The sequence below is a fragment of the Halomicrobium sp. IBSBa genome (assembly GCF_017612575.1).
Lineage (GTDB): Archaea > Halobacteriota > Halobacteria > Halobacteriales > Haloarculaceae > Halomicrobium.
This window is the reverse complement of sequence record NZ_JADPQC010000003.1, coordinates 121,176-139,704: the sequence shown is the minus strand read 5'-3', so window position 1 is coordinate 139,704 and position 18,529 is coordinate 121,176. Positions and strand designations below refer to the sequence as shown.

Sequence of the window (18,529 nt, the reverse complement as noted above, 5' to 3'; positions counted from 1 at the left end):
AAGCGGTTTTGCGTCCCGGCCTGCACCACCCGACATGGACCACAAGCGGGAGCTGACGAGCGTCGACCTCGCCGCCCTCGAACGGGAGCTGGGCGGCTACGAGGGGGCCAAGCTCGACAAGGCGTACCTCTACGAGGACGACCTCCTGCGGCTCAAGATGCGGGACTTCGACCGCGGCCGGGTGGAGCTGCTGATCGAGGTCGGCGAGAACAAGCGCGCCCACGTCGTCGACGCCGACCACGTCCCCGACGCGCCGGGCCGACCGCCCAACTTCGCGATGATGCTTCGCAATCGGATCGCGGGCGGCGAGCTGGCCGACGTACGCCAGTTCGAGTTCGACCGGATCATGGAGTTCGAGTTCGACCGTCCCGACGCCTCCACCACGGTCGTCGCGGAGCTGTTTGGCGACGGCAACGTCGCGGTGCTCGACGAACACGGCGAGGTCGTCGACTGCCTGGAGACGGTCCGGCTCAAGTCACGCACCGTCGCGCCGGGCAGCCAGTACGAGTTCCCGTCGGCGCGGTTCAATCCGCTGACCGTCGACTACGAGACGTTTCTGGAGCGGATGCGCCAGTCCGACGCCGACGTGGTGCGGACGCTCGCGACCCAGCTGAACTTCGGGGGGCTCTACGGCGAGGAGCTGTGTACCCGGGCCGGGATTCCGTACAACCAGGCCATCGAAGACACCGACGAAGCGGAGTTCGAGCGGCTCTACGAGGTGATCGCCGAGCTGAAAGAGCGCCTCCGGAGCGGCGACCTCGATCCGCGCGTCTACTACGAGTACGAAGAGATCGAGGGCGAGGAGATCGAGCGTCGCGTGGACGTGACGCCGATCCCCCTCGAAGAGTACGACGACGTAGAGAGCCGTGCCTTCGAGACCTTCACCGAGGCGCTGGACGAGTACTTCTACGAGGTCGAACGTGAGGACACGGCCGAGGAGATCGCCGACGCGGGCGTCGACCGGCCGGACTTCGAGAGCGAGATCGAGAAGTACGAGCGCATCATCCAGCAACAGCAGAGCGCGATCGAGGACTTCGAGGCCGACGCCGAGGCCGAGCGCGAGAAGGCGGAGTTGCTGTACGCCCGCTACGACCTCGTCGACGAGATCCTCTCGACGATTCAGGGCGCGCGAGCCCAGGACACGCCGTGGGACGAGATCGAGGCGACCTTCGAGGAGGGCAAAGAGCAGGGCATCGCCGCGGCCGAGGCCGTCGAAGGTCTCGACGGCAGTGAAGGGACGGTGTCCCTGTCGATCGACGACGTGCGCGTGACGATCGACGCGACGATGGGCGTCGAGAAGAACGCGGACCAGCTCTACCAGGCGGCAAAGCGCATCGAGGAGAAGAAGGAGGGCGCGCAGGCGGCGATCGAGGACACGCGAGAGGATCTCGAAGCCGTCGAGCGACGCCGCGAGAACTGGGAAGCCGAGGACACGACGGAGACCCAGGAGCAGACCGAGGAGTCAGACGACGTGGACTGGCTCTCGCGAGCGTCGATTCCCGTCCGGAGACAGGAGCCGTGGTACGATCGCTTCCGGTGGTTCCGCACCTCGAACGACTTCCTCGTGATCGGCGGCCGCAACGCCGACCAGAACGAGGAACTGGTCAAGAAGTACCTCGACCGCGGAGACAAGTTCTTCCACGCGCAGGCCCACGGCGGTCCCGTGACCGTCCTGAAGGCGACCGGTCCCAGCGAGTCCAGCCGCGACGTGGACATCCCGGACCAGGACAAGCGCGAAGCAGCGACGTTCGCAGTGGCGTACTCGTCGGTGTGGAAGGGCGGCAAGTACGCCGGTGACGCGTACATGGTCGATCCCGACCAGGTGTCGAAGACCCCGGAGAGCGGCGAGTACCTGGAGAAAGGCGGTTTCGCGATTCGAGGCGACCGGACGTACTTCCGGGACCTCGAAGTCGACGTGGCCGTCGGAATCTCCTGTGAGGACTGGACCGGCGTGCTCGGCGGCCCGCGATCGGCCATCGAAGACCGCGTAGCGACCAGTATCGAGATCGAACCCGGTCAGTACGCACAGAACGACATCGCGAAGCGACTGTACCGAGAGTTCAAAGAGCGGTTCGAAGACGAATCGTTCGTCCGCAAGGTCGCCAGTCCGGACCTGATCCAGGAGTTCCTCCCGCCGGGCGGCAGTCGAATGGTCGAGTAACCCCCTGCCATCCAGTACCGTTTACCATCACTGAACGGCCGTCAGATCGGTGTCACAGCGCCGACAGCTGCCGATCGGAAATATCCGAGAGTATTAGACGAGAGAACGGACGAACATCGAATTCTCGGCGATGCGAGTACTTCGATACACTAATACCTCGTCCGACACCACATCCGATAATGGCAAGTGCCGACCGGTTTCGCGACAGCACGCAGATCCTCCTGCCAGCCGCTGCCCTGGACGGCATCCGCGAAGACCTCGAACGCGAGTTTACTCTGACGGTACGCGAGGAGGGAACACAGGTCCGCATCATCGGTTCGCCAGTGGAGATCAAGGCGGCCTCGGACTTCCTGGCGATGAACGGCATCAACCTCGCCTGATACGGATTATTGTAGCCGTTTTCCCGGTCGACCGCACCACGGTGTGCGGTCAATCCGGTAAAGATCTACAATAATCCGTATGATACCGTCGACCGTCACTGTTTGATCTTCGCGACGACGGGTCGCGACACACCGTCTCGACCGTCGTGATCGGCGCGATTCTCCGACACCGACCAGAGCGGTGTGGTTCACTCCCACGCGGCGTCGTCGAAAAGCAATCCTTAAAACTGCTGGGCAGGTCCAACCTAACATGGCTGGAACTATCGAAGTGCTCGTTCCGGGCGGCGAGGCCAACCCTGGCCCGCCCCTCGGTCCGGAGCTGGGGCCGACCCCCGTCGACGTGCAGGCAGTCGTCCAGGAGATCAACGACCAGACCGCAGCCTTCGACGGCACCGAAGTGCCCGTCACCGTCGACTACGACGACGACGGCTCCTTCGAGATCGAGGTCGGCGTCCCGCCGACAGCCGAGCTCATCAAGGACGAAGCTGGCTTCGACACCGGATCGGGCGAACCCCACGAAGAGTTCGTCGCCGATCTCTCGGTCGACCAGATCAAGCAGATCGCCGAGCAAAAGCAGACCGACCTGCTCGCGTACGACACGAAAAACGCCGCGAAGGAAGTCGTCGGCACCTGCGTCACGCTGGGTGTCACCATCGAGGGCGAGAATCCCCGCGACTTCAAGGAGAAGGTCGACGCCGGCGAGTACGACGACGTCCTGCTGGACGCCGCCGAGGCCTGACTGGGCCACCGACGCCGGTTTTCGGCGCTTTTGCCGATCCTCATACCGTCGGCTGTGACTTCGTGACGAGCTTCGCCACCCCGGGTGGCGAAATCGTTCACAGATGTACAGCCGGCAGTATCAGCGACAGCTGGGTGACACGGAGACCGACGACAGTGCCGTCGCTACCGTGGTTCGACGGCTTTAAGTGTCGCATCGGCTTCGTACCGGGTGAGACAGGCGACTGTACTGTCTACGACAGTACGCCCTGTTTCACTGACCCGTAGAAGCCCGTTGGGCGTACTACGGAGGTGAACAATGGCAGACCAGGATATAGAGAACGCAGTCTCTCGCGCACTCGAAGAGGCCGACCCTCGGAACTTTACCGAGACAGTCGACCTCGCCGTCAACCTGCGCGACCTTGATTTGAACGATCCGTCGAACCGTATCGACGAGAGCATCGTCCTTCCTGCCGGTACCGGCCAGGAGACGAGCATCGTCGTGTTCGCCGAGGGGGAGACCGCTCTGCGAGCCGAAGACGTTGCCGACCAGGTCATGTCCAGCGACGAGCTGGCCGAGCTGGGCGACGACGACGATGCAGCGAAAGATCTCGCCGACGATACCGACTTCTTCCTCGCAGAGGAAGCGCTGATGCAAGACATCGGTCGCTACCTCGGGACCGTCCTCGGTCCACGCGGGAAGATGCCGGACCCGATCAGTCCCGACGACGACGTCGTCGAGATGGTCGACCGAATGCGCAAGTCCGTGCAGATCCGCAGTGGTGACCGCCGAACCTTCCACACCCGCGTGGGTGCAGAGGACATGTCCGCCGAGGAGATCGGCGACAACATCGACGTCATCCTGCGCCGCCTGCACGCCGACCTGGAGAAGGGGCCGATGAACATCGACTCGGTCTACGTCAAGACCACGATGGGCCCCGCGGTGGAGGTGGCCTAACATGAGCGCCGAAGCAGAACGAAAGACCGAGACGATCCCCGAGTGGAAGCGCGAAGAAGTCGACTCGATCGTCGAGATGATCGAGTCCTACGACAGCATCGGGGTCGTCGCGATCACCGGCATCCCCTCGCGCCAGCTCCAGGACATGCGCCGTGGCCTGCACGGGACCGCAGAACTGCGCGTCTCGCGCAACACGCTGCTGGAGCGTGCACTCGACGAGGTCGACGCCGGCCTCGAACAGCTCGGCGACTACGTCGCCGGTCAGGTCGGTCTGATCGGAACGAACGACAACCCCTTCGGGCTGTACAAGGAACTGGAAGCCTCGAAGACGCCCGCGCCGATCAGTGCGGGCGAGGTCGCGCCCAACGACATCGTCATCCCCGAGGGTGACACGGGCGTGGATCCGGGGCCGTTCGTCGGCGAACTCCAGAACGTCGGTGCCAACGCGCGCATCGACGGCGGTTCGATCAAGGTCGTCGAGGACTCGACCGTGCTGGAAGCGGGCGAGGAGGTCTCGACGGACCTCGAGAACGTCCTCGGCGAACTCGGGATCGAGCCCAAGGAAGTCGGGCTCGACCTGCGGGCCGTCTTCGCCGACGGCGTGCTGTTCGAACCCGAGGAGCTCGAACTCGACGTCGAAGAGTACGAGGCAGACATCAAGGCCGCCGCATCGGCCGGGTGGAACCTCTCGGTCAACGCCGAGTACCCGACCACGCAGAACGCGTCGACGCTGCTGCAGAACGCACGCGGCGACGCCAAGAGCCTCGCGGTGTTCGCGTCGATCGAGGACCCCGAGGTCGTGCCGGATCTGGTCAGCAAGGCCGACGCACAGGTCCGTGCGATCGCTGCCCAGATCGACGACGAAGAAGCGCTGCCGGAAGAGCTCCAGGGCGTCGACGCCCAGCCGGCAGCCACAGAAGCATCGACCGACGAAGACGAAGCCGACACTGAAACCGAGGACACCAGCGACGACACCGAGGCCGAAGCGGCCGAGGACGACGACGACGATGACGACGACGAGGACGCTGGTGACGCACTCGGAGCAATGTTCTAATTACAACAATGGAATACGTTTACGCTGCACTCATCCTGAACGAATCGGGCGCAGAGATCAACGAAGACAACCTCACTGACGTGCTCGACGCCGCTGGCGTCGACGTCGAAGAGTCCCGCGTGAAGGCGCTCGTCGCCGCACTCGAGGACGTCGACATCGACGAGGCCGTCGACGAGGCCGCCGCCGCACCCGTCGCAGCCGGCGGCGCTGCCGCGCCGGCCGCCGAGGGCGGTGCCGAGGAAGACGCTGGTGCCGAGGAAGAGGCCGCAGAAGAAGAGGCCACAGAGGAAGAAGCCGGCGACGACGACGACGAAGACGAGGGCGACGGCGGCGAAGGCCTCGGCGAGCTGTTCGGCTAATTCGGCCACAGCACCAACACTTCGATTCTTTCGACACGGATCCGAGAGCGACAGCGCCGCCTCCGTGATTGGCCGGGTAGCGACGCCACAGGTTTATCTGCGAGGGCGGGACCAGCCCGTCGCAGTGACCGGACCGGTACAGTTCGTCGTCGACCCAGAGCTGACGGTGGCGACACTGGCGGCGATCGCCGGTGGGATCGCGCTGGGAACGGTCAGCGGGCTCGTGCCGGGCATCCACGCCAACACGTTCGCGCTTGGACTGGCGACCGTCGCGCCTGCGGTCCCGGGACCGCCACGGCTCGTCGGTGCGGCGATGCTGGCCGCCGGGACGACCCACACCTTCCTCGACGTGGTGCCGGCGATGGCGCTTGGCGTGCCCGATCCGGCGATGGCCGCGAGCGCGCTCCCGAGCCACCGCCTCGTGATCGCCGGTCGGGGACGGGAAGCGCTCCGGCTGTCGGCGCTTGGTAGCGGGCTCGCGGTGGCGCTGGCCGTCCCGCTGGCGGTCCCGATCACGCTGGCGATGACGCGCCTGTACCCGACAGTCCGCACACATCTCGGCCCGCTGCTCGCCCTCGTCGGGGTGGCCCTGGTGGTCACCGAGCGCGGACGCTGGCCGCGGATCGGTGCCGGCGTCGCGCTGGTCGGCAGCGGTGTCCTCGGTGTCGTCGTACTGCCGATCGAACCGGACGGTCCGGTCGCGGTCGGGAGCATGTTGATGCCGCTGTTCGCGGGGCTGTTCGGCGCGCCGGTGCTGATCGAGAGCATCGGCGGCGACGGCGTGCCCCCACAGGACGACGCGACCGTGGCACTCTCCCGGCGGTCGATCGGCGTCGTCGCACTGACTGGGACCGTCGCCGGAGCGATCGTCGGCTACGTCCCCGGCGTGACTGCGGCCATCGCCGCGACTGGTGCCCTCGCCGCGCTGTCGGGGTCGGGACCCAGAGAGTTCGTGGTCGCGACCAGCGGCGTCAACACGGCGACCGCGGTCTTCGCGCTGTTCGCACTCGTCGCCCTCGAAACGCCACGGACGGGTGTGCTCGTCGCCTTCGAGCAGACTGACGCGCCTCTGGCCCTCGGCCTCCTGCTCGTCAGCGTGACCGTCGCCGCGACCGCCGGGTTCGTGCTGGTCCCGCTGGTGGGCGATCGCTACCTCGCCGTCGTGGGGACGCTGGATACGACGCGACTCGCCGTCGCCGTGCTGGTCTCGCTCGTCGGCCTCGGGTGGTTGTTCGCCGGCCCCATCGGCGTGGCGTCGCTGGCTGCCGGCACCGTAATCGGGCTCGTCCCGGCCCGCTGTGGCGCACGGCGGGCGAATCTGATGGGCGTCCTGCTCGTCCCCCTGGCGCTATAAGTAGTCCTGTCGGCGAAAGTACGCCAGCATCGCGACGCCGATCAGCGCCATCACGACGAGGACCGCCGGGTAGCCGTAGGCCCACCCCAGTTCGGGCATGTTGTAGGGGCTCGCGGCCGGATCGAAGTTCATCCCGTAGACGCCAGCGACGAACGTCAGCGGGATGAAGATCGTCGCGACGACGGTCAGCGTCTTCATCACCTCGTTGGTCGACTGCGAGAGCGCGTTGAGGTAGATGTCCCGTGCGCCCGAGACGAGGTCCCGGTACGTCTCGGTGAGGTCGGCGAGCTGGACGAGGTGGTCGTACACGTCCCGAAAGTACTTCTCGGTCTGTGGCTGGACCTGTGCAGGATCGCCCCGCGCGAGGACGCCGACGGCCTCTCGGGCCGGCCAGACCTGTTTCCGGAAGGAGAGCAGGTCGCGCCGAACTGCGTTGATCCGTTCGAGCGTCTCTCGATCGGGCGAGTCGATCACTTCGTCTTCGATCGCCTCGATGAGGTCCTCGACGCGGTCCAGCACCTCGAAGTAGTCGTCGACAACTACTTCGATGACGCGGTATGCGGTGAAGTCGGCTCCGTGCTGGAGCAGTCGCTCGTCATCGCGTTCGACCGCGTGTCGGACCCGATCGACGGGCGACGCAGCACCCGGCGAGACGGAGACGACCCAGTCGTGGCCGACGAACAGTCCGATCGGCGTCGTCGAGAGCTCTTCGGCGAACGTCGTCGCACCGCCGGCCAGCGTGATCGTCTTCAGCAAGACGAAGGTGTACTCCGGGAACGTCTCCGTCTTGGCGCGAACGCCGTTCCGGAGGTCCTCGACGGTGAGCGGGTGGATGGCGAACGTCTCGGCGATGGCGTCCAGCTCCGCGTCGGTGACCTCGGGTGCGTGGACCCAGGTCGTGCCCTCGGCGTCGCGTGCCGCCGCGAGTTCGTCGTACCGGCTGATCCCGTCGTCGCCGAAGACGAACGCGTCGATCACGGCACGGACCCTCCCCGAGAGTCGGACGAGCGAGGGCTCTCGTCGGCCGGGATCGTCTCGGACCGGGCAGCGGGAGCCGGCGAGCGGGTCCTCGCTGACGATGTCATACGACGGTCCACACCGGCGATCGACAAAAGCGTTCTCGCTGGTCACCGAGGCGCTGGCGGTGGTGAGCGGACGGGCACGCTCGCAGGTGGCTAGCTATCCGAGTCGGTAGGTCGGGCCGTCGTCGGTGTCCTGTACTTCGACGCCGAGAGACTCGATTTCGTCACGAAGTTCGTCCGCCCGCTCGTAGTTGCCGGCGGCTCGCTCGGCCTCGCGCACGTCCAGCAGGAGTTCGACGAGATCCTCGGCGACCGACACGTCGCCGCCCTCGGAGCCACCGAACGAGAGCCCGAGGACGCCACCGCCCAGTTCCTCGATCGTTTCGACGGCCTCACGCAGCGCCCGGTAGTCGAACGACGACCGTTCGTCGACGTGGACGTTGACGGCACCGACAAGTTCGGTCAGCGCCGCGAGCGCCTCGCGGGTGTTGAAGTCGTCGTTCATCGCCGTCTCGAAGTGCTCGCGGGCGGTGGTGACGGCCGTCCGGAGCGTGTCGTCTTCGACCGTCGCGTACGCGTCCGCGTCGTCACACGCCCGTACCGCCCGTTCGTAGCCTCGTTCGAGCGTCTCCCAGCGCTCGATGGCCTCGTCGATCGTCGCCTCGCTGTAGACGGCGCTGTTGTGGTAGGCCGTCGACAGCAGGAACGTCCGGACCACGTCCGTCCCGTACTCGTCGACGGCCGCCTCGACGGTGAAGAAGTTGCCCAGCGACGAGGACATCTTCTCGCCTTTGGTCTCCAAGAGGCGGACGTGGAGCCAGTGACGCGCGAACTGCTGGCCGGTCGCGGCCTCGCTCTGTGCGATCTCGTTTTCGTGGTGCGGGAAGACGAGGTCCTGACCGCCGACGTGGATGTCGATGGTCTCTCCGAGGTGGGTCGTGCTCATCGCCGAGCACTCGATGTGCCAGCCGGGTCGGCCCTCGCTCCACGGGGCGTCCCAGGTCTGGGCGGTCTCACAGGCCGCTTCGGGGGGCGACGCTCCCTCGTGCTGGTGCTCTTCGATCGCCGCCGGATCGACGCCGCCGGCCTTCCACAGCGCGAAGTCCGCGGGGTTTCGCTTCTCGGTTTGCTCGTCCGGGTCGCCCTGGGCTTCGATCTCGTCGAGTTGCTGGTTCGAGAGTTTCCCGTACTCCTCGAAGGTCGTCACGTCGAAGTACACCGAGCCGTTGGCCTCGTAGGCGTAGCCCTTCTCGATCAGCGTCTCGACCATCGCGACGATCTCGGGGACGTGTTCGGAGACGCGCGGGTACACCTCCGCGCGCCGGAGGTTGAGCGCGCGCATGTCGTCGATCACCGACTGGACGTAGTGGCGGGCCACGTCGGCCTCGCTCTCGCCGTCCTCGCCCACGCGAGCGACGATCTTCTCGTTGACGTCGGTGAAGTTCTCGACGTGACGCACGTCGTAGCCCAGGTGCGCCAGCCAGCGATGCATCACGTCGACGTGGACCCACCCGCGGGCGTGTCCCAGATGAGCGGGATCGGAGGTCGTCAGGCCACAGTAGTAGAGCAAGACGGAGTCGGGATCCTGTGGCTCGAACGCCTCTCGCTCGCCGGTGAGCGTGTTGGTCACGCGAAGCGTCATCGTCGAGTACCAGACGAGGCGGCGATTTCAAAGCGTCGGATGTGCTGCCACGCTCACGCGTCCAGCGTCCCCTCGACGGCCCGCACTGCGTCGGGGCCGTCACGGCGGCCGACTATCACCAGCGCCGTCTCCTCGGCGAATCCCGCGGCGTCGACGCCGATCCCCTCGGCTCTGAGTGCGCCGAGCACCCGCTCGAACGTGTCGATGCCGGTAAGACCGGCGACGACGAGTCCAGTCAGTGAGCCACTGTCGGAGGCGTACGCGGCGTCGGCGACCGTGATCAGAGCGTCCTCGTCGTCGGTCCGACCGAGGCCGCTTCGCATCTCGACGCGCGCGTCGGATTCGAGGCCGGCGTCGCCGTCCAGTTCCTCGGCGTAGCGACGCAGTGCCGTCGCGACGGCGTCGGTCTCGCCCTCGACGGGCAGCCAGCGGGCGGCGGCGGTGTAGTTGACCACGCCGGCCCGGAGCGCGTCGTAGAGGAACGGTCTCGCACGGACGGCCTCTCGCGTTCGCGCTGCGAGTGATGCCATGGCGGACCGTTCCGTCGGCCCCGGAAAAGCGTCACTGGTTCCGGCAACGAAGCCCCTAAGAACGTCTCTCCCCAAGAACTGGTCATGCAAGCGCTCGTCATCGCGGCCCACGGATCGCATCTCAGCGCCGGGTCATCGACGCCGACGTTCGACCACGCGGACACGATCCGCGCGGTGAGCGCCTTCGACGAGGTCCGCGAGAGCTTCTGGAAGGAAGAGCCACACTTCAGGGAAGTGTTGCGGACCGTCGACGCCGACGAGGTCTATCTCGTGCCGCTCTTCATCAGTGAGGGGTACTTCACCGAGCAGGTGATTCCCCGCGAGTTCCGCCTCGACGAGTGGGACCCGGCGCTGTGGGACTCGGACGGTACCAGCGCCGACACGGCGACGCTGACGGCCGAAGACACCGGGCAGACGATCCACTACTGTGGTCCCGCCGGGACCCACGACGCGATGAGCGACGTGATCGTCCAGCGAGCCCAGTCGGTCACCGGCGACCCGGATGTCGGCGACGGCTTCGGGCTCGCGGTCGTCGGTCACGGCACGGAGCGCAACGAGAACTCCGCGAAGGCCATCGAGTACCACGCCGACCGCATCGGGGAGCGCGACCGCTTCGACGAGGTGCAGGCGCTGTTCATGGACGAGGACCCCGAGATCGACGACGTGACGGAGTACTTCGAGAGCGACGACATCGTCGTCGTCCCGCTGTTCGTCGCCGACGGCTACCACACCGAGGAGGACATCCCCGAGGACATGGGGCTGACCGACGACTACCGGACCGGCTACGACGTGCCCACGACGGTCGACGGCCACGACATCTGGTACTCCGGTGCCGTCGGGACCGAGCCCCTGATGGCCGACGTGTTGCTCGAACGGGCGGCCGACGCGGGCGCGGACGTGGGCGACGCGATCCAGCGGGTGAAATCCGAGACCGGCGGGGCAGAGGCCAGCGGCGACTGATCCCCGAGTACTGAGGGCGAGACGCCCCACTGAACCGCCCCACTTTTCTCGACAGAATCCTTCCGGTCGACCATGCAGGGTGCCCACTTGGACGCACTGGTGACGACGGCAGCCGACGGCATCGCGTTCGACGGACTCGTCGTGGAACCGGACGACGGCGGTTACGTCGTCGCGGTCGACGGCGACAGTCACACGGTCGAGACCGACGAGGACCTCCGCCGCGTCGCGACAGAGTACCCTGCGTACGTCTCGAACTGGTACTTCTGGCACACGAGCGCTCCACAGAAAGAAGACCGATGGGCGTTCCTCCGGTGGATCGAGGGGGCCGAAGAACGCACGGTGCCAGAACGCTACGACGCGCTCGCAGACGGGGTGACCGAGAGCTGGGGACAGCTACAGATCACGGCCCGCGTCGACGACGGCAATCGGCGCTACGACATCCGTCACGTCGACGACACGCCCACGGACGCGACGCTCGAACGCCACGACGACCCGCTCGACGCTCGAACGCTCGTCAAGCACGACGACGACGGCAAGTACCGTCCGCTGAAGACGGCTCCGACACTGCAGACCGGCTGGCAGTTCGTCGATCTCGGTCCTGCCGATCTCGTCCAGACCGTCGAGTTCGTCTACCCCGCGACGGTGGCCAACTGGCACCGCGAGCGGACCGGCGACCTCGACGTCAACCACTGGCGCGAGACGATGGAGCGCCAGAGCGGGATCTACGGCGTGGTCCAGACCTGGGACCGCGGCGAAGGGTACGAACACGTCAACTGGGTCGCCGAGGCCTGCTGTGACGACTCGCAGTGTCTGAAGCGTCGGGAGTGGGAGTACGACGACGAGACCGAACTCGACGTCGACGGCGGTGACGGCGAGTTCCCGTGTCGCGAACCGTGCTCGCTGGTGATTTCGGCCGCGCGCCGCTGGACGAAGCTAGAAGGCGAACAGTCCCAGACCTACGAGTTCGAGCTCACCCCGAGCGAGAAAGAACAGGTCGAGCGGATCGTCGAGGCGGTGGCCGACGGCGAGACCGAAGCGATCAGAGAGGCCGACGTGTACGACGGAGCCAATCGCTACCGGACACGATTCCTGCGGGCGAAGCTGTTCGACGACGAGGGGAACCTCGGTGGCGTCGAAACCGACGCGGAGTGATCGTCACTCGCCGACTGCGAGCGCGGTCGCGACGGCGACGGCCGCGAGGACGACGAACGCCCCGAGCCAGGCGGCCGTCCCACCGACCCAGGCTGCGACCGCCAGCGCCAGCGCGACGGCGACGAGCCCGAGAGCCAGCAACGGCCACGGAACCGCGTTCACGCCGGTCGTGTCGTCGCGCCCGTCCGACCGGGGCTGGGGCTTGGACAGCGACTCGTCGACCTGGACCGGCTCCTCGGTCTCGATTGGCTCGTCGATGTCGACGTCGACGTAGCGAGTCTCGGCCCCGTAGCTGGTAGCGATCTTGAGCTTGCCGAACGTCGAGCCGTGGCTGTGGACGGTGGCCCGAACCCGCCGCTCGGACTCGCGCTCGACGTGGTGGTTCGGCGCTTCGATCGAGGCCAGTTCCGAGAGGGCGTCGTCTAAGTGCAGGTGAATGTGGGTCGGCTCGCCGTGGTTGATCAACAGGATCTCGAAGGAGTCGTCGGTCTCGAAGCGGTCGGCGACTTCGAGCGAGTGCAACGACGCCCTGTTGACGTGCACGGGTAACGTATCAGGCACGCCAGAGAGTGGGCGACGCCGGCAGAAAAAGGTTCATGTAGTGACAGCCATCAGGCCGGCGCGTCCTCGCGCATGTCCGGCGGGAGGAGATTCGGGATCCCGTCTTCGATCGGGTAGCTCTCGCCACACTCCGTACAGACCAGCGAGCCGGCGAGCACTTCCTCGTCGTCGCGCTCGTCGACTTCGAGGTCGAGCTCGTGCTTGTCGAGCGGACAGCAGATGATGTCCATCAGATCCTCCTTCATACACCCGTCTCCGGTCGGCGCTGTGAAAAACGTGCCGGGTGTCGACGGTCTAGAACGGTCGTTCGCAGACGATCGTCTCCTCGCGGCCGGGACCGACGCCGACCGCGTAGATCGGAACGTCGAGTTCGTCGCTGACGTACTCCAGGTAGGTCCGGGCCGTCTCCGGGAGCGCGTCGTAGCCCTCGTCGGCGACCGCGGCCCAGTCCTGCTCGTCCCACCCCTCGAAGGTCCGGTAGTTGACCGCACACTCGCCCCACCGTTCGGTCGTCGGGGGCATCGAGAGCAGTTCGTCGCCGTCGAGCGTGTAGGAGTGGCCGACCCGGATCTCGTCCAGTCCCGCGAGCGTGTCGACGTGGTTGACGACGATTCCGGTGAACCCGGAGGCCCGCGCGGCGTGACGGAGCATGGGCATGTCGAGCCAGCCGACGCGGCGCGCGCGGCCGGTGACGGTGCCGTACTCGCCACCCTCCTCGCGGATGTAGTGTGCCAGTTCCTCTTCGCTCTGGGGCTGGTCGATGTCCGCCGAGAGATCCGGCGACTCGCTGGCCTCGTAGCCGGGGGTGTGGCCCTCGACGCCGGCCAGCTCCGTCGGGAGCGGGCCGGTGCCGACGCGTGAGAGGTAGGCTTTCACGATCCCGATGACTTCGCCCTGGCCGACCGTGGTCGGACCCAGGCCGGTCCCGGTACAGGCCCCGCCGGCCGTCGGGTTCGAGGAGGTGACGTAGGGATAGATCCCGTGGTCGATGTCGATCGAAGTGCCCTGTGCGCCTTCGAGCATGACGTTCTGGCCGCCGTCGATGGCGTCGTCGAGGAACGAGCCGACGTTGACGACCATGCCTTCCGCTTCGAGTCGGCGGCCGTACTCGCGGTACTGCTCGAACAGCGGCTCGACCTCGAAGGCCTCGTCGGTCTCGATGCCGAACACGTCCGCTGCGAGGGCACGCTTCTGGGGGACGACGTACTCCAGTCGGGCCCGAAGCGTCTCGGGATCGAGTAGGTCGCCGACGCGAACGCCCCGTCGACCCGCCTTGTCCTCGTAGGTCGGACCGATACCGCGGCCGGTCGTCGCCGCTTCGAGATCGCCTTCCTCGCTCTTTGCGTCTTCTTCGATTCCGTCGAGAACGCGGTGGTAGGGGAAAATAACGTGAGCACGAGCGGCGACGCGAACGTCGGGTTCGATCCCGCGCTCGCGCAGCGCGTCGAGTTCGTCGAACAGCGTCTCGGGGTTGACAACGCACCCGTTCCCGAGAACGCCGATCTTCCCGCGAATGGCTCCGCTCGGAACGAGAGAGAGCTTGTACTCCTCGTCGCCGTCGACGACGGTGTGGCCGGCGTTGTCGCCGCCCTGATAGCGGACGACGACGTCCGCCGCGTCGCCGTAGACGTCGACGATCCCGCCCTTCCCTTCGTCGCCGAGCTGCGAGCCGACGATGGTTACGGTCATCAATCTCAACTTTCAGCCACCGGGGTATACAGATTACGGTACCGCGCGCGACGAGACTGTGCGCACGCACCACGACAGCTTTATGCACACATTCGCTGTACGCTAAGATAGCTCGCTGCCAGCGGGGGGAGATCGGCGAAATATACCGGCAAACGGCCCCCCACGACAGCAACTTTTAAATCCTGCAAACACAAGTTAACAATTGCCATGATAGACAGGCTTGAGAAGGAAGTAGATATGCTGGAGCGTCATCTGCAGGTTCTGCGGATGGTCATCGAGAACGAACCGATCGGTATCGTGAAGATGTCCAACGAGACGGGCTACCCGCACCACAAGGTTCGGTACTCGCTGCGCGTCCTCGAAGAGGAGAACCTCATCGAGCCGTCGAGCCAGGGTGCCATCACGACCGAACAGACCTCCGAGTTCGTCGACGACCTCGACGAGAAAGTCGACGAGATCATCGACAAGCTCGAAGGCATGAAGATCGAAGACGCCGCCGAGATCGAAGGCTGACGCTCCAGTCGGGTGGGGATCGGACCGCCGCGTTCAGTTCTCCGGATCGAATCGCCGTTCGATCCGTCAGTTACAGTTCCGGGACCGCGAGGTGGAACTCCTGGTTGCGCGCCTCGACCAGACAGAGGTGATAGCCGTCCTTGCGCGAGAGATTGACGAAGCTCTTTCGCTTGTCGCGGCTCAACAGTCCGCTGGAAGTCGCCTCTTCGGCCGTTTCGAGCGCAGGCGGTTCGAAGAAGCTCTCGGTGACGAGGAAGGCACCGGCCAGTGACTCGTTCGAGGACCCGACCCGTTCGGCCCGCGTGATCAGGTCGGTCATCATGTCGTCGGTCGCCGGATCGCGGGAGTCGTTGATGTTGGCGACGATCAGCGGATTCCCCATCCGATCGCGCACGACCACGTCGAACTGCTCCTGGGACCGGTGTTGCTCGCCGTCTTCCGTGTACTCGACGGCGATCTGTCCGTTGAGTTCCGCCCTGTCGATCTGTGGCAGCGCGTCGAACAGCTCCGACATCGCTTCGGGGTTGCCGGTGTCGCGGATCTCGTAGAGGAGGTTCCTGACGAGCCAGTCGACGAAGCGGTACTGGATGCTCTCGGGCAGGAACGTCTCGAACTCCGTGTCGCCGACCGCCGCCGTCCCCGCGTCGAACTGCGTGTGAAACTCCAGTCGGAGGTTGTCGTCGACCGCAGATCGGTCGGCGTTCCCGGAGTGGACGGCCGCGAGCGTCGCGTCGCCCTTCGAGTTGTAGCGAACGAAGAGGTTCGTCTGGTCGATGGCCTCTCGCTGGCTCAGCCGCGTCTCCGCGGCCGGCACGTCGTCGTCTTCGACCGACAGCTCTTCGACCCGCTGTTCGAGCCGTTCGATCTCCGTGCGAGCCTCTTCGAGTTCGGACTGGAGACGGTCCCGCTCGCTCGCGAGCGTGTCGAGTTCGGACTGGAGCTGGTCGCGCTCGGCCTCGGTCTCTTCGAGAGCCGCTTCGAGTTCCGCGACGCGCTCCGCGTGGGGCTCTGTCGTGTCCGTCGGCTCGGGTTCTGGTTCGCTCGTCGGCTGGGCGGGCTGGCGATCGGGAGCGTCTGTCGACTGCTGGTCGGCCCGTCCCCTCGACTGGCGTTCGGGCTCGTCTCTGGGCTGGGACTGGCGGCGCTCGGTCGCCTCGGCGGAGCGCTCGGGTTCGCGCTTTCGGTCCGGCTCCGACTCAGCCGTCGCCGACTGCTGGTCGGCCGGTGCGCCGGGATGCCGTGACTGGCGGCGCTCGGGCTCCGGATCGCTCTCGACACCGCCGTTCGCTCCAGCCGACGGGGCCGGATTCGATGGCTCGTCGGCGGCCGTCGCTGCGCTCGCGGTGCCAGAGTGAGACGGATCGAGCGACGGGATCGAGCGGGTTTCGAGGTCGCCGGCACCCGCGGCCGACGGATCGTTGGGCGCGGGAGCGACGCTAGCACCGCTCTCGGACTGGTCCACCGGTTCGGGCTGCCTGCCCGCCTCGGGTTCCGCCGAGACGCCGTCGGTCGGCTGGGGATCGACGGGTTCGCTGGACGTGCGTGTCGCGTTCTCACCCGCGGGCCGGTCGGTCGCGGGCTGGTTCCGGGGCTCCTGTTCGCGTCGCGTCGGCTCCTCGGATCTGTCGCCGGCCGGCGTCTGGTCGCTCTGGCGTCGGTCACGGGGACGTTGTTGGCCGTCGGGCGACTCCGAGGTCGGCGTTCGGTCCGGCGACGACTGCTCGGGCGTTCGGGACTCGGAGGACGGCGCGGCCGAGTCCGGAGCCGCGTCCGTCCGTTCGTCGGTCGGCGAGGACGGCTCTGAAGTACGCGATTCGGTCTGCTCGCGAGCGTCGGCGTCCGCTTCGCGCCGCCGTGTCGTCTCCGTCCCAGTCTTCGCGACGGGATCCGATCGGGCGTTCCCACCGTGTCCCGCCGGCTCCCCACCGTCGTCGCCTATGGTGGTCGTGTCCGCTGGTGCGGCGTCGCCCGACGCTGCCGGCTCGTCGGCGGTGTCCGGATCGGGAGACGCAGTCGGCTCGGAGGTAGGTTCGTCCGCTGGCGGCTCGTCGGCCGGCGCTTCGCCGGAGACACCGGCCGTCTCCTCGCTCGACGCCGGCTCGGGTGTCGTCGGTTCGGGCACGTCGACGATCTCGATGTCGACCGGCCGGACCTCGTAGATCCCGACTTCGTCGTTGGCCTGCTCGAAGGCCTCGTCTTCGGTCACGAGCTGGTCGCTGTTGCCGACCCAGGCGACGCTCATCGAGCGCCCCTGGTGGTAGATCTGGTAGTAGTCGCCCGAGAGGACGTTCTCGGAGAGTTCGACGAAGCCGGTGAAGCCGCCACTGGAGAGGGTCTGGTCGACCTCGGCGATGGGCGTGTCCTCGGTGTAGTACTTCGCTCTGACCTCGTCGGAGCGCTCTTGCATGACTGCCAGCAACGGCAGTCCGTGATGCGGTGCCTTCCGTGCGGTCCCACCGGCGTCCTCGAAGTCCTCGATCGATCCGTCGAGGATTCCGACGACGTTGCCGTTGAGCATGAACAGCCGAGACGGACCGGCGACGACGACGCCGGAAAACTCCGAGTCGGCCAGCTCGTGGAGCCCCTCGTACCCACCCGAGAAGGGCACGGTGTCCCACGAGTCGATCTGCTCGACCGTGCGTGTACTCATTATAACCCACAAGCCGCATGCGGGACAAATACTTTGCGCCCGGTCTGGCACGACGACTCCGACGAGACTATGTTTCCTCGCCCGCAAGCGCGCGTATGAACGAGGAGCAGGGATTGAGCGATCAGTACGGTCGAGCGAGCCCGTGGCCGCTGTTCGTCGCTCTGGGACTGGTCGTCTCGGAGGTCGGGGTCTTTCTGGGCCTGTTTACCGTCGCAGTGTTCGGACTGGTGTTGTTCGGTGGCAGTATCGCCGGCATCCTGACGGAGTCGGGGTACACGTCCCGCCCGTGGCCGACGCTGCTCGGCTTCGGTGGCGTTCTCGCCGTCATCGGACTCGGACTCGTCGTCTGGCAGGTCCCACTGGCGACGGTCACGCTGGAGAACTTCGGACGGGACGGGCTCCTCTCGCGCAGCGTCGCTATCGTGGCTGCCGGCGTGATCCTCGCGGCGGCCGGAAGCGTCGCCTCGGTCGCCGAGCAGACGACGGTCTGACCGACGGAAAATCAAAGAGCTATTAGTCGCCGTTCGCTAACGACCAGGTATGTCACTGCTCGGTTTCGAGAAAGAGACGCTCCTGGATCTGACCGTCAACGCGATCCCGCTGGGGATCCTCCTCTTTTTCATCGCGGCCTTCGCCGTCGTCCCGGCGTTCGGCGTCGATCCGGTGTTCAGTACGATGCAGTTCGCGCTGATCGGCTCCATGTTCGCGGGGTTGGCGATTCTCTCGTACTACACGGGCAAAGCGATCGAAGGGGCCGAACAGCAGACCGAAGAGTCCGCAGAATAGCGCCGTCTCCGTTCTCGTCCCGTCAGTAGCGTCACTCCGAC

Annotated in this window: 19 protein-coding genes; 12 read left to right on the top strand and 7 right to left on the bottom strand. The window is 66.4% G+C overall.

The genetic code is table 11. From position 1 onward, the window contains the following. Positions 1–34: 34 nt before the first annotated feature. The 7 genes from rqcH (at position 35) to IL252_RS10220 (ending at position 6,983) form a co-directional block, all read left to right on the top strand. Positions 35–2,161 (top strand): ribosome rescue protein RqcH, encoded by a 2,127-nt coding sequence (rqcH, locus tag IL252_RS10250; RefSeq protein WP_208627921.1) that lies wholly within the window; start codon positions 35–37, stop codon positions 2,159–2,161. Positions 2,162–2,340: 179 nt separating this feature from the next. After that, on the top strand, positions 2,341–2,541 hold the full coding sequence (locus tag IL252_RS10245; RefSeq protein ID WP_170094171.1) for a hypothetical protein: 201 nt from the start codon (positions 2,341–2,343) through the stop codon (positions 2,539–2,541). Between the two features lie 250 nt (positions 2,542–2,791). Beyond that, positions 2,792–3,280 carry a 50S ribosomal protein L11 gene (locus tag IL252_RS10240; RefSeq protein ID WP_153553412.1) on the top strand — a complete coding sequence of 163 codons (489 nt, stop codon included), beginning with the start codon at positions 2,792–2,794 and terminating at the stop codon, positions 3,278–3,280. A 297-nt stretch (positions 3,281–3,577) separates the two neighbouring features. Next, positions 3,578–4,216 (top strand): 50S ribosomal protein L1, encoded by a 639-nt coding sequence (locus IL252_RS10235; protein WP_153553413.1) that lies wholly within the window; start codon positions 3,578–3,580, stop codon positions 4,214–4,216. A 1-nt stretch (position 4,217) separates the two neighbouring features. Continuing rightward, the gene (locus tag IL252_RS10230) at positions 4,218–5,270 is read left to right on the top strand and encodes a 50S ribosomal protein L10 (protein WP_208627920.1); all 1,053 of its coding nucleotides are present in this window, start codon (positions 4,218–4,220) and stop codon (positions 5,268–5,270) included. A gap of 8 nt (positions 5,271–5,278) precedes the next feature. Continuing rightward, entirely contained in the window at positions 5,279–5,629 is a 351-nt protein-coding gene (gene rpl12p / locus IL252_RS10225; RefSeq protein WP_170094169.1) for a 50S ribosomal protein P1, read from the top strand. Between the two features lie 124 nt (positions 5,630–5,753). Beyond that, positions 5,754–6,983, top strand: a complete 1,230-nt coding sequence (locus tag IL252_RS10220; RefSeq protein ID WP_208627919.1) for a tripartite tricarboxylate transporter permease — start codon at positions 5,754–5,756, stop codon at positions 6,981–6,983. Here IL252_RS10220 and corA read toward each other — a convergent pair. The 3 genes from corA to IL252_RS10205 all read right to left on the bottom strand — a co-directional run bounded on the left by corA (position 6,978) and on the right by IL252_RS10205 (position 10,177). Then, entirely contained in the window at positions 6,978–7,961 is a 984-nt protein-coding gene (gene corA / locus IL252_RS10215; RefSeq protein WP_208627918.1) for a magnesium/cobalt transporter CorA, read from the bottom strand. The two genes, IL252_RS10220 and corA, sit on opposite strands and share 6 nt — an antisense overlap. Positions 7,962–8,162: 201 nt before the next feature. Then, positions 8,163–9,647 carry a cysteine--tRNA ligase gene (gene cysS / locus IL252_RS10210; RefSeq protein WP_208627917.1) on the bottom strand — a complete coding sequence of 495 codons (1,485 nt, stop codon included), beginning with the start codon at positions 9,645–9,647 and terminating at the stop codon, positions 8,163–8,165. Positions 9,648–9,700: 53 nt separating this feature from the next. Then, the gene (locus IL252_RS10205; protein ID WP_208627916.1) at positions 9,701–10,177 is read right to left on the bottom strand and encodes a hypothetical protein; all 477 of its coding nucleotides are present in this window, start codon (positions 10,175–10,177) and stop codon (positions 9,701–9,703) included. Positions 10,178–10,261: 84 nt separating this feature from the next. Here IL252_RS10205 and IL252_RS10200 point away from each other — a divergent pair, with 84 nt between their 5' ends. Then, complete coding sequence (locus tag IL252_RS10200) at positions 10,262–11,137, top strand: CbiX/SirB N-terminal domain-containing protein (protein ID WP_153553420.1); 876 nt, start codon at positions 10,262–10,264, stop codon at positions 11,135–11,137. A gap of 72 nt (positions 11,138–11,209) precedes the next feature. Continuing rightward, positions 11,210–12,289 carry a DR2241 family protein gene (locus tag IL252_RS10195; protein ID WP_208627915.1) on the top strand — a complete coding sequence of 360 codons (1,080 nt, stop codon included), beginning with the start codon at positions 11,210–11,212 and terminating at the stop codon, positions 12,287–12,289. 3 nt (positions 12,290–12,292) lie between these two features. Here IL252_RS10195 and IL252_RS10190 read toward each other — a convergent pair whose 3' ends face one another. Genes IL252_RS10190 through IL252_RS10180 form a run of 3 tightly spaced genes read right to left on the bottom strand, consistent with a single transcriptional unit; the run spans position 12,293 to position 14,539 of the window. Beyond that, the gene (locus tag IL252_RS10190) at positions 12,293–12,850 is read right to left on the bottom strand and encodes a hypothetical protein (RefSeq protein WP_244257041.1); all 558 of its coding nucleotides are present in this window, start codon (positions 12,848–12,850) and stop codon (positions 12,293–12,295) included. Positions 12,851–12,900: 50 nt separating this feature from the next. Beyond that, complete coding sequence (locus IL252_RS10185; protein WP_049940806.1) at positions 12,901–13,095, bottom strand: methytransferase partner Trm112; 195 nt, start codon at positions 13,093–13,095, stop codon at positions 12,901–12,903. Between the two features lie 49 nt (positions 13,096–13,144). Further along, a complete protein-coding gene (locus tag IL252_RS10180; protein ID WP_208627914.1) occupies positions 13,145–14,539 on the bottom strand; it encodes an adenylosuccinate synthase in 1,395 nt (464 codons plus the stop codon). A gap of 207 nt (positions 14,540–14,746) precedes the next feature. Here IL252_RS10180 and IL252_RS10175 point away from each other — a divergent pair, with 207 nt between their 5' ends. Continuing rightward, positions 14,747–15,052 carry a hypothetical protein gene (locus tag IL252_RS10175; protein WP_049940805.1) on the top strand — a complete coding sequence of 102 codons (306 nt, stop codon included), beginning with the start codon at positions 14,747–14,749 and terminating at the stop codon, positions 15,050–15,052. A gap of 70 nt (positions 15,053–15,122) precedes the next feature. Here IL252_RS10175 and IL252_RS10170 read toward each other — a convergent pair whose 3' ends face one another. Continuing rightward, the gene (locus IL252_RS10170; RefSeq protein WP_208627913.1) at positions 15,123–17,702 is read right to left on the bottom strand and encodes a hypothetical protein; all 2,580 of its coding nucleotides are present in this window, start codon (positions 17,700–17,702) and stop codon (positions 15,123–15,125) included. A 95-nt stretch (positions 17,703–17,797) separates the two neighbouring features. Between IL252_RS10170 and IL252_RS10165 the strand changes: the two genes are divergently transcribed. Together IL252_RS10165 and IL252_RS10160 are read left to right on the top strand one after the other, a co-directional pair. Beyond that, positions 17,798–18,193 (top strand): hypothetical protein, encoded by a 396-nt coding sequence (locus IL252_RS10165; RefSeq protein ID WP_208627912.1) that lies wholly within the window; start codon positions 17,798–17,800, stop codon positions 18,191–18,193. A gap of 49 nt (positions 18,194–18,242) precedes the next feature. Then, positions 18,243–18,488, top strand: coding sequence for a DUF6684 family protein (locus IL252_RS10160; RefSeq protein ID WP_208627911.1), 246 nt, complete (start codon positions 18,243–18,245; stop codon positions 18,486–18,488). Positions 18,489–18,529 lie beyond the last annotated feature (41 nt).

Coding starts and splice junctions, on each gene's coding strand:
- IL252_RS10200 (WP_153553420.1), top strand. CDS start 10,262: ATGCAAGCGCTCGTCATCGCGGCCCACGGATCGCATCTCAGCGCCGGG.
- IL252_RS10180 (WP_208627914.1), bottom strand. CDS start 14,539: ATGACCGTAACCATCGTCGGCTCGCAGCTCGGCGACGAAGGGAAGGGC.
- IL252_RS10230 (WP_208627920.1), top strand. CDS start 4,218: ATGAGCGCCGAAGCAGAACGAAAGACCGAGACGATCCCCGAGTGGAAG.
- cysS (WP_208627917.1), bottom strand. CDS start 9,647: ATGACGCTTCGCGTGACCAACACGCTCACCGGCGAGCGAGAGGCGTTC.
- IL252_RS10175 (WP_049940805.1), top strand. CDS start 14,747: ATGATAGACAGGCTTGAGAAGGAAGTAGATATGCTGGAGCGTCATCTG.
- IL252_RS10240 (WP_153553412.1), top strand. CDS start 2,792: ATGGCTGGAACTATCGAAGTGCTCGTTCCGGGCGGCGAGGCCAACCCT.
- IL252_RS10170 (WP_208627913.1), bottom strand. CDS start 17,702: ATGAGTACACGCACGGTCGAGCAGATCGACTCGTGGGACACCGTGCCC.
- IL252_RS10165 (WP_208627912.1), top strand. CDS start 17,798: ATGAACGAGGAGCAGGGATTGAGCGATCAGTACGGTCGAGCGAGCCCG.
- IL252_RS10185 (WP_049940806.1), bottom strand. CDS start 13,095: ATGAAGGAGGATCTGATGGACATCATCTGCTGTCCGCTCGACAAGCAC.
- IL252_RS10235 (WP_153553413.1), top strand. CDS start 3,578: ATGGCAGACCAGGATATAGAGAACGCAGTCTCTCGCGCACTCGAAGAG.
- IL252_RS10245 (WP_170094171.1), top strand. CDS start 2,341: ATGGCAAGTGCCGACCGGTTTCGCGACAGCACGCAGATCCTCCTGCCA.
- rqcH (WP_208627921.1), top strand. CDS start 35: ATGGACCACAAGCGGGAGCTGACGAGCGTCGACCTCGCCGCCCTCGAA.
- IL252_RS10195 (WP_208627915.1), top strand. CDS start 11,210: ATGCAGGGTGCCCACTTGGACGCACTGGTGACGACGGCAGCCGACGGC.
- IL252_RS10160 (WP_208627911.1), top strand. CDS start 18,243: ATGTCACTGCTCGGTTTCGAGAAAGAGACGCTCCTGGATCTGACCGTC.
- rpl12p (WP_170094169.1), top strand. CDS start 5,279: ATGGAATACGTTTACGCTGCACTCATCCTGAACGAATCGGGCGCAGAG.
- IL252_RS10205 (WP_208627916.1), bottom strand. CDS start 10,177: ATGGCATCACTCGCAGCGCGAACGCGAGAGGCCGTCCGTGCGAGACCG.